Genomic DNA, 10,467 nt, shown 5'->3' on the forward strand with positions numbered 1-10,467 from the left:
TCAAATATTTATTTCCACTGTTTTTTGAATGCCCAATTGCAAAAAAAGACAGTCCGTGCCAAAAAGTCATGGCACGGATTGTCTTACTATATGTCATTGCCGCTTGTATAATATTTTGGCGGCAGTTTTTGTCAAGTTATTCCCCGGTTTCGGTGGTAGGAGTGGAGAGACCTTCGCCATCGGCAATTTTCTTTATGGCATCACGTGTGTGATCCATATACATTTTGAGTACGGCCGGACGTTCTCCGAGTGCCGGGATATAATCATCGCCTTGCTTGTAAGCCTTCCAGCAAGCATATTCTTTCGGGTAGTTCTTCTCGTATGCGAAAGCCTTCAAACCTTTTGCATTGAGGAAACTGAACCAACTCTCATCGTCCTTCGGGTCTGCCATGTCGTTGTGAGCATGATCGCCGGCGATGAACATCAACGGATAGAGTTGTACGCGAGTGCCTTTCTTAATACCGGCTGCTAACATACGGTTGTAAACATCTGAAATGTAGTTGTCAGGCATATCTACCGTACCAACGAACATTTTGCCGGGTTTCAGAATTAGAAGTGCCTTCTCAAGGTCGGTGTAGCGTACATTTGCTCCAAAATAATCATAGTTTTCAGGGTTACCGTGTCCCATGAATGCCACGATACCATTGTTGAGTGCCTCTATAATGTCTTTTTCCTTAATAAGAATGTTTGCAAGCGTATTAACGTCACTTTCTTCTGCGAGGAGCGGTGTGCCCACAATGACTTTCTTATCGATGCTCTTCATGTACTTATCCGTGAAGTCGTTGTTGTGGTTGTTCATAAAGTCTTTTACATAAGAGTCACGCACACGGCGGTATTCTTCTCCGGGGATAATCTGCAGCGACTGCACCACGATTTCTTTGTACCCAGCAAGTCCGATTGCCGTGAGCCAGTGCTCCGGATCGAAATATTCGCGAACCTCCGCACCGTCGGCCTTATGTTCGCCGGCACGGGCATTATTGATACAGATTGCCGAAGAGAACGAAAGGTACACGTCATAGTCCTTAAACTCTTTCTCGTACTCCTTCTTTGTTCTGTCGAACGTGTCGAATGCCTGTTGCCATGTAGATCCGAATGCCACGAGAAGGATAACCTTGTCGTTCTTCTTATGGCTGTTCACTGTTTCGTTTACTACTTTCTGATAGCGGTCGTAATTAGACATGCCACCCCATGTTTCTTCGTCGTCTCCACAAGATGTGAAGGAAACGGAACCGATTATTGCCATGATGGCAATAATCAAAAACTTAATCTTCTTCATAGTTTCTTTGTTTTAAATTTGTATTAAACTTATTTGAGGCTTTCTTTCCTTTCGAAAATTTGATTGTGAACGTGGCGTATATTGTCGTTCCGGGTGTCGTTGTGCCGAGATGCAGTCCGTGAGGTGTGCGATCGACAAAGTTGAATATGTTGTCAATACCTGCCTCGAGACGATATTTCATCGTCTTGCCATGCCCGAAATCGTGGGTAGTGTTCAGTCTCCAGATGTTGTATCCCTTGCCGTTGCCGTTGAGTTGATAGAATCTCTTTGACGACATTTTGGCATACAGCCCCACGCCGAGTGCATAGTTGCGTGAGAAAGTATGGTTCCATGTGGCGAACAAGTTGCCTTTGTGGTGTGCCATTCCGTCTATTATAACACGCACAAGTGTATTGTCATCGATGTTGTACATGTTTGCCCGAGTGTCGAGATAACTGTATCCTATACCCATGCCGAACTCCTTTATGCGGTATCGTGCGGTAAAGTCGATTCCCATTGTCCTCGCATCTTCCACGTTACGGAACTGTCTTACTGCAACGGGGTCATACTGCACGACATATTCTCCGGGTGCTTCCGATTTTGGTATTGTTACCAATGTTATCATGTTATCCACCTTGTTGTGGTATGCCGTTAGTGTTACCGAAAGACCGTTGCCGTTATACTCGCCTCCGAGCGAGAAATAGTTGCTGCTCTGTGGTTTCAGATTACTGTTTCCGAGATACAGGTACGCACCGAGCATCTGTCTCACATATCGGTAGTACAGTTCTTTCGGTGTGGGAACCTTGAAGCCCCGACTCCATGTCGCACGCCATTTGAAATGTTCGCCTGTGCGCATCATTACCGACAGTTTCGGCGTGAGTCTGAAGCCGAACTTACTATTATGGTTCAGGCGCAGTCCCGCGTTGATGTTCAACCACGGCAGCATGTCGAACTCGTCCTGTACGAACACCGCCTGATTATAGTCTCTTGCCTTGCCGTCTATAACTCTCGCCGGTGCCTTCAACCAGTCGTAGCGGTATTCTATACCGGCATAGATTCGGTTGTTGTGTGGCAGCGAGAACACTCCTTTCGCCTCGGCAATGGTACGTTGCTGGTCGCTTTGCAGCAGTTGTTGTGTGGGGAAATACGGGTAATAGTGGGTCAGTTTCCCGTTATGGTAGCCGTCTGTCAGAGTAGTGTCGGTAAACAGATAGTAGTAAGCATGCCTGTTCCAACTCAAATCCAACGTTATGTAGTCTGTCTTTGAGATGTTCCATTTCCCTCCCGTGGCAGCCGATACGTTTCGGTACATCATGTCGAATGTATGCACGTCTGTCGATGCGTATTTTCCGGACGGTCTGAAGATACGTTTCCAATAGAAACTACCTTCGGCATAAAGTTGCACGTTATTTGCCGCCTGATATGTGAGACGCTCGGCAATCTGCCAATTGGTGTGGCGGTTGACGGTTTTGTTTCGCGAATCTGTTATCAAGAATTCGGTCTGGTTTATGTCTTCTACCGAGGTGTTTTGCCAACCGTCACTGTGCTGCCAGTGGAAATTCGTGAACGACTGCAGTTTGCCAAGTGTTATTCCCAGTCCGTTATGCTGTCGCACATCGCCGTAACTCCCCACCCTCGTAGAGTTCTCCAACAGCAGTCCTTCATCGTGTTTCTTAGTGATTATGTTTATCACTCCGGCTATTGCATCGCTGCCATACAGAGCCGACGACGCACCTTTTACTATTTCGATACGGTCAATGTTATGCGGGTCTATCATTCCGAGGTCGTTCTCTCCTCCGTTGTCGCCGTGCATTCGCTTGCCGTCTATGAGAATCAGAATGTACGAATTCCCCAATCCGTTCATCTGCATTCTCGCCCCCATGTCGTTGTCATTGAAATCGAACGAAGCCGACAGCATTCCGAGTATGTCGGATATGCTGCGTGCTCCGTAGTTTCGAAGTTGTTTTCCGCTTATCACCTCTGTCTGCACGGGAGCGTTCTTCAAGAGATGTTGCGTTCCCGTCCCGGTAACCACCACTTCGTCGAGTGCGACCTCCTTGTCGCTCTCCACCTGTGCCGTTGCCGTGATTGCCAAGGCGAGGAATATTATTGATAGTTGCTTGCGCATGTTATTTTTCTTTTTTCTTTGATTATTGCGGATTGCCGGAATTTTCCGGAATGTTGCAGTGCCGCAACCGTGGTTTTGTCAGTATTTGAACTTAATGGCACAACTGACATAGAAAGTGCGTCCCGGACTGAGTGTCGCATAATTGCTGTTGTACGGCCGGTCGTCTGTCCAATCGAATACGTTCTCCACGCCAAGACCCGGTTCCACGGTAATTTTCTTGAGGTTGAATGTGTGACGTGTAGATATATCCCACATGTTATAGTGTGGTGCATAGCCGTAACTTTCGCTGAAACGGCGGCTGTATATGCGCCCGTTGACATTGGCATACAGCGTATAGAAGCCACAGGATTTCATATACTGCGCCCCCATTGTCCACGAATTCTTTACCGTTTTGTCGACAGGTTTACCGGTTTCGTCGTTCTTTGCCCTGAGATGTGTGTATGCGGCATTTAGCGAGAAGCCGTATCCGAAGTTCGCGTTCATTGCCAACGTGCTTCCGAGTATGGATGCCCGGTTTATGTTCTGACGCTGCCTTACTGTCTGATGACCGTATTGTGCGATTGCAGCATCTCCCTGTGCTATCGTGACATAGTCAATCATGTCGCGAATCTTGTTAAGGAACACATTGCCAGATAGCGTGAACCACTGGTTTCGGTATTCTGCATTGAAGCCGAAATAGTTGTTTTTTTCCGGTTTAAGAGCCTTGTTCCCTATTGTGATTCTGTCAACCAATTTCGAAATTTCGGTGGCAAAGATTTGGCTCAGTGTCGGTGCTTTGTAGCCCATTGAGTAGTTTGCCCTGAGGTTCAGACCGCCTATTCGGTACATCAGTGCCGCGTTCGGTGTAGCATAACTGTGGAAATTTTGGTGATATATGTACCTCACTCCGAGCAGTGCACTGAGTCCGCGAGTCATCGTAATTTCGTCTTGCACGAATGTGGCAAACGTGCTTGCCATCTCTTTCCTTATGTTGTTGCTTGCGCTTTTCAGCGCGTCAATCTGGTATTCTATGCCCACCGACAGTTTGTTCCGGTCTGAAAGTGTAAACACTCCCTTGAATGTCGCCTCGTGGAAGCGTGTGCGCTTTCTCGTCAGCGATGTTCCCTTGGGTATCGTTATCTTGCCCTTCTTGTTCTTTACATCCGAGAAATAGTCGTATTTCGAGTTGAAGATGTCGGTGTTGTAGTCGAAAGTAATGTATGATTTCTTCGCAGCCATCATCTTCATTCCGAAAGCATATCCGTATGACTCATGCTTTATGTCGTAATTATATACCTCTGCCGGACGGTCTGTCTTATGACGGTAATAGTTTCCCTCGGCATAGAACGACAAGCGGTCGTTGACATCGAGCGTAAATCTCTGTGTAACCCCGTCGTCGTGGAAGCCAGCCGATGCGATTTTCTTTGTCTCTACGAGTTCGCCTTTTTTATTCTCCTCGTATGGCGACAACTGCCAAGTGTCTGCCTCTTGATGTTTGTATGAAGTAAACGAGCCCAACTTTCCTTTCTGAATGTCGAGGTTGGCAGACTCGCTTATGCGCCCGTTGTTCTTTATCATAAAGTCGTTCTGTACCTCGACGGAGTTCTTGGAGTCGTTGGTAATGATGTTTATCACGCCTCCTATGGCATTCGTTCCGTACAATGTCGATGCGGCTCCGTTGAGTATCTCGACACGCTTTATGTTGCCTACGTTTACCCGCTCCCACTTGTCATTTCCCGTGCTGCGTCTTCCGTTGACAAGTAATATGTAGTAATCGTTTGACATTCCGTTCATGGAAACGGTCGTTCCCATTCCGTTTATCATGGTAGTGAACGATGGCGAAAGTTTCTGCAATGCATCTACAAGCGATGTTGCGTTTGTCGATGCTATTTCGCTCGCCGTTATTACCTGCACCGGCACGGGACTGTCTTTCAGTCTGTGATGTGTTCCGGTTCCCGTAACCACAACTTGACCGATGTTCTGCGCACTCGGCACCATGTCTATTCTAACCTCGTCCGTGGTGCTTACAGGTATTGACACCGGAGTATAATTGACGTGAGTTATGCTCAACTGATGCTTCTTGTCGGGAAGATTTGTTATGTGAAACCGCCCTTCCGAGTTTGTAACTCCTTTTGCCAAACTATTGTCCACACGGATATAAGCGTCCATAACCGGACGACCTGTCTCGGCATCGGTAACGATTCCACAGACGGTTGTCTGTCCCCATGCACCCGCACAAGCGACAGCGAAAATGATGCTTGTTGCAATCTTTTTCATTTAAGATATTATTTTTTAGTTTTAAAAAAGCATTTTGCCGATGTCTCTATTCCCGGAGACAACCGTAATCAGTATGTTCTGACGGCAGGTTTCCTGGCTTACTCCCGGAATGTCTCGTCTTCCCATGGTTTCGTACCACAGTGACTTTGCCTCTAATGACATTCCCAACCAACGGAGTCCACAGTAGCGGGTACTGCTCAGGCGTTTAACCTGATTCCCTTTTATGCCGTTTCTTGAAAAGTACGGCATCACCTATCGGCTGCAAAGATAGCAAATATTTATTAATAAGGAATAAGTAAATAAAAATTATTTCGTATTTTTGCACGAAAATACAAATTCTTCTTTTTTTATGGGTAAAAACATGTTTCCGCACGAAAGAAAGGTACATGCGTTCGTGATTGCGGCAACCAATTCCGGTTGCGGCAAGACAACGCTTACCGTGGGACTGCTGCGCGCGTTGTCGCAAAACGGCGGCGGAGTGCAGCCTTTCAAGTGCGGACCCGACTACATAGACACACAGTATCACCGCATGGCGGCAAGCGCGGAGAGTGTCAACTTGGACACATTCTTCATGTCGCCGTCACACTTGAGAAGAGTATTTGCCCATTATGCCGGAGAAATAAATGTGGTGGAAGGCGTAATGGGACTATGGGACGGCAAGGAACGGTGGCACGGAAGCACCGCAGAGGTGGCATCGCTGCTCTCACTACCCGTGGTGCTTGTCGTAAATGCACGCAGCATGGCATATAGTGCGGCTGCACTTGTCGATGGATACCGACGCTTCATGCCCTTGGATATGCCGGAAGCACCACGCATTGCCGGCGTGATATTCAATCAGGTTGGTTCGCCGCGACATGAAAAAATGCTACGCGAGGCGTGCCGCGATGCCGGAATGACATGCTTCGGGTGTGTGCCGAGGGTGAAGGACATGGAAATTCCGTCGCGACATCTTGGTCTGACACTCGACAAACGCAATGACATGGAACGGCTCATAGAGAATGCCGCCGAGGCTGTTCGAGCCGCCGTGGATATTGAAGGGATGCTCGCCGAGACAGAGGTAATCGTCAGGCGGGATTGGCAGACCGAACCGCTGTGGACACAAGAAGAGTCGTTCCCGTGGGGCGAGGCATGCCATGACAAGATTGCCGTGGCACGCGACGAGGCTTTCTCGTTCATGTATCGTGAGAACATCGACCGCCTGCGAACACTCGGGAACATAGAGTTTTTCTCGCCGATTGCAGACAAATCACTGCCCGGGGGTACCACACTGCTATATCTTCCGGGAGGATACCCCGAGTTCTTCCTTGAAGAACTGAACCGAAACGACAACATGCGCAATGCCGTAAAGAAATATATAGAAGACGAGGGGCGATGCCTTGCCGAATGCGGAGGAATGATGTATCTGTGCCGAAACATCATTGATACAGACGGAAAGGCATACCCGATGGTTGGAGTATTGCAGAAAGATGCAACGATGAAGGGAGCGCGACTGCATCTCGGATACCGCGAAATAAACGGCTGGAGGGGACACGAGTTCCATTATTCGGAGATAAAGGAGGAGAACGAAAACGAGATTACACCTTTTTATATATATAAGAATACCGTGGCGGGATACATGCACTACTATTGGGGAGAGAAGAGAAAGGAGACGGAAAAGACGGAGCATGTTGACGGAAGACTGCATAACGTGATGTTCGCCGGTACGGGAAGCGACGTGGGCAAAAGCATGGTGGCAACGGCTTTCTGCCGGATACTGAAACAAGACGGATACTCGCCGGCTCCGTTCAAGGCACAAAACATGGCTCTCAACTCATACGCCACGGCCGACGGACTCGAGATAGGGCGGGCACAAGCGGTTCAGGCGGAGGCGGCAGGATTGGAATGTCATACCGACATGAACCCCTTGCTGCTGAAACCAAACAGCGACCATACATCGCAGGTGGTACTCAACGGGAAACCCGTGGGAAACCAACATGCCACGGAATATTTCCGAAAAGAGGGACGCGGGGAGTTGCGAAATGCCGTGTGCGAGGCTTTCGACCGACTTGCGGCACATCACAACCCTATCGTCATGGAGGGAGCGGGAAGCATTGCCGAGATAAACCTGCGCGACATAGACATCGTGAACATGTCAATGGCGCGACATGCCGATGCCGACGTGATACTCGTTTCCGACATTGACCGCGGAGGAGTGTTCGCTTCGGTGTACGGAACAATAATGTTGTTGCCGGAGGAGGACAGGCGCAGGGTGAAGGGAATTATAATAAACAAGTTCAGGGGAGACATGTCACTATTCGAAGAGGGGCGCAAGATGATTGAACGTTTGTGCGGGATTCCGGTACTCGGAGTATTGCCGTACATGAAAGATATACATATAGAAGAGGAGGACTCGGTGTCGCTCGAACTGAAAAACCGAGAAGCAATGGAAGGTAAAGTCAACGTGGCAGTGGTTATGCTCAGGCACATATCGAACTTTACCGACTTCGACACACTCGAACGAGACCCGCGGGTACATCTGTTCTACACCAACAACAATGAGGAGATTATGAAGGCAGATGTAATCATTCTGCCCGGAACGAAAAGTACTCTGGCAGACCTTATCGAACTTAGACGGAACGGAGTGGCACAGGCTGTAATGAGAGCAAAACGAGAAGGAACAACGGTAATAGGCATCTGCGGAGGTTATCAGATGATGGGAACGGAAGTGGCAGATCCCGAGGGAGTTGAGGGGAACGTGGAACGAATGCCAGGACTGGGACTGCTGCCGCTCACCACTGTAATGGGCGGAGAGAAAACCACGGTGCAGACAATATTCGATTTCAAAGGGAAAGAATGCCGCGGATACGAAATTCACATGGGAGTGACAACTGACAAGCAAGGCACACCGCACCGCTCCTTCTTTGCCGAAGACAACTGCTGGGGGACGTACATACACGGAATACTCGACAACGCAGCGGTTATCGAACATCTGCTCGCACCGTTCGCGACACCGGAAAACGGCGGAGGGGAACACGAAAATCTTACCGTGGCAGAATACAACAACATTCAGTACGACAAACTCGCAGAGGCGGCACGCCGCAACATCGACATGAAAAAGTTCTACGAGATATTGTCGGGAGGACGGGCATGATAAACAACAGCGAGGTGCTGAGTTCAATATTGAAAAAAGATATTGACCAACGACGACATCGGGAAATATCTTTTCGCTCTCTGTTTAACCCAAACCGGTCATTAGAACCCTCAACCTATTTTGTTCGATTGTTGAGCAGATGTGCAGCCGTTTCATCAAGGGCGTAGCGGGCTGCGTCGAGATGTAATGGCTGCGCAGATGTCAGCAAGCGGACCAAAGCAGTCGGGAAGCGTAACGCGCAATAGCAAATCTAAGCAAATGCGGTATAATGACCGATTTGGATTTAAGTATCAACTTGTCCGCATCCGATATCCTTTCGTGTCACAATTTCGGCGATATTGTAAAGCAATTCCGCCGAAATTACGATGTAAAATCGGCGAAATCGCTTTGTTGTTTGATATGTTTCGGGTATTGTTTGCAGTTAAAGGCTGCCTCATGATGCAAAAAAAACATTTCCCAAAGCAATATATTGACATAAAGTTGAAAACAACGTAGTAAAGAAAATTGATACACGGCATTACTCACATATAATATATTAATGATGAAAAAAATATTTTTAGTCTTCTTGACATTTATGTTTTGCCTCCACGGAGCAAAATCACAAGAGCAAGTAACGAAATTCGGTATCTTCGACCATCTCTCGGCAGGATTGACACTTGGTACTTCGGGGATAGGAATAGACATCGCGACATCTGTCACAGAACATGTTCAAGTGAGGGCGGGATATTCTTTTATTCCAAAATTCACTTACAAAACAGATGTCGGATACAAAATGAAAGGCACTTCGCATCAAACCGAGATTGAAGGCAAACTGAGTTGGGGCAACGCCAAGTTGCTGGTTGACGTATATCCGTTCAAAAACAGTTCGTTACACGCCACAATAGGTGCATATATCGGCACAGACGGGATTGTCACGGCACAGAACAACACTCCCATAACAGGTCTTGACCCGGGCGAAGGTCTCGAGATTGCCGACTACATCATATCACCCGATGAAAACGGCATAGCAAAGGCTTCGATAAAAGTGGCATCGTTCAAACCTTACTTGGGAATCGGTATCGGGCGCGCCGTGCCACGAGGACGTTTTTGCGTGAGCGGCGATCTCGGAATGCAGTTCTGGGGGGAGCCTGCAGTTTACAAGAAACAGAGCGGAGAAGACGTAAAATTGAAAAGTCAAGATCTGAACGGGCACGATGGCGGACTCATAAAAACACTCTCAAAAGTAACTGTGTATCCCGTAATGACAATACGGGTTTCGGGACGTATCCTGTAAACACACAATTATTATTGACAATTAAAATCGAACAAGAAATAAGAAGTGTCTTTATTTAACGTGAACTTGATATGAGAAGCAACAGGTTTCATACACCATCATTCGTAAAGATATGCTTTTTAATGATGTAAGTGCATTGGACGAAAACACGGTTGCAGACTATATCAATAAAAATGCTGCCGTCATGCCGGCACTTGCAAATAATATTGATACGGGAAAAAAGACTCTTCTTTCATTCATGGCAGCTATTATCTCGTTGGGAAAGTATGCTTATAATAGAAAAGAAGGAGTGTTTGTCATTCCACCGGAATGCTTAACCCCCAATCTGTCATTAGACCGCATTTGCTTAGATTTGCCATTGCCGTTACGCTTCCCGACTGCTTTAGCCCGCTTGCTGACATCTGCGCAGCCGTTTCATCCCGACG

The 10,467-nt window shown here is 47.8% G+C and carries 5 protein-coding genes, 1 pseudogene and 1 riboswitch; of the genes and pseudogenes, 3 read left to right on the top strand and 3 right to left on the bottom strand.

Annotated features, from left to right (window positions below):
• Positions 1-136: 136 nt before the first annotated feature.
• The 3 genes from EII32_RS08815 to EII32_RS08825 form a co-directional block, all read right to left on the bottom strand.
• The gene (locus EII32_RS08815; protein ID WP_125235058.1) at positions 137-1,276 is read right to left on the bottom strand and encodes a sirohydrochlorin cobaltochelatase; all 1,140 of its coding nucleotides are present in this window, start codon (positions 1,274-1,276) and stop codon (positions 137-139) included.
• Entirely contained in the window at positions 1,263-3,383 is a 2,121-nt protein-coding gene (locus EII32_RS08820) for a TonB-dependent receptor plug domain-containing protein (RefSeq protein ID WP_125235059.1), read from the bottom strand. Before EII32_RS08820 ends, EII32_RS08815 begins: the two co-directional genes overlap by 14 nt.
• A gap of 78 nt (positions 3,384-3,461) precedes the next feature.
• Complete coding sequence (locus tag EII32_RS08825) at positions 3,462-5,639, bottom strand: TonB-dependent receptor (protein WP_125235060.1); 2,178 nt, start codon at positions 5,637-5,639, stop codon at positions 3,462-3,464.
• Between the two features lie 65 nt (positions 5,640-5,704).
• Positions 5,705-5,907, bottom strand: a riboswitch (cobalamin riboswitch).
• Between the two features lie 93 nt (positions 5,908-6,000).
• On the opposite strand from EII32_RS08825, the gene EII32_RS12835 reads away from it, so the two are divergent.
• The 3 genes and pseudogenes from EII32_RS12835 to EII32_RS08840 all read left to right on the top strand — a co-directional run.
• Positions 6,001-8,769, top strand: coding sequence for a cobyric acid synthase (locus EII32_RS12835; RefSeq protein ID WP_410524578.1), 2,769 nt, complete (start codon positions 6,001-6,003; stop codon positions 8,767-8,769).
• A 565-nt stretch (positions 8,770-9,334) separates the two neighbouring features.
• Positions 9,335-10,042, top strand: a complete 708-nt coding sequence (locus EII32_RS08835) for a hypothetical protein (protein ID WP_125235062.1) — start codon at positions 9,335-9,337, stop codon at positions 10,040-10,042.
• Positions 10,043-10,154: 112 nt separating this feature from the next.
• Positions 10,155-10,467 (top strand): annotated as a pseudogene (locus EII32_RS08840) (hypothetical protein); the annotation flags it as partial.

The sequence above is a fragment of the Prevotella sp. OH937_COT-195 genome (genome assembly GCF_003932845.1).
GTDB lineage: Bacteria > Bacteroidota > Bacteroidia > Bacteroidales > Bacteroidaceae > Prevotella.

Bases quoted from the DNA above. Each gene is read 5' to 3' on its own strand.
- EII32_RS08815 (WP_125235058.1), bottom strand. From the start codon at position 1,276: ATGAAGAAGATTAAGTTTTTGATTATTGCCATCATGGCAATAATCGGT.
- EII32_RS08820 (WP_125235059.1), bottom strand. From the start codon at position 3,383: ATGCGCAAGCAACTATCAATAATATTCCTCGCCTTGGCAATCACGGCA.
- EII32_RS08825 (WP_125235060.1), bottom strand. From the start codon at position 5,639: ATGAAAAAGATTGCAACAAGCATCATTTTCGCTGTCGCTTGTGCGGGT.
- EII32_RS12835 (WP_410524578.1), top strand. From the start codon at position 6,001: ATGTTTCCGCACGAAAGAAAGGTACATGCGTTCGTGATTGCGGCAACC.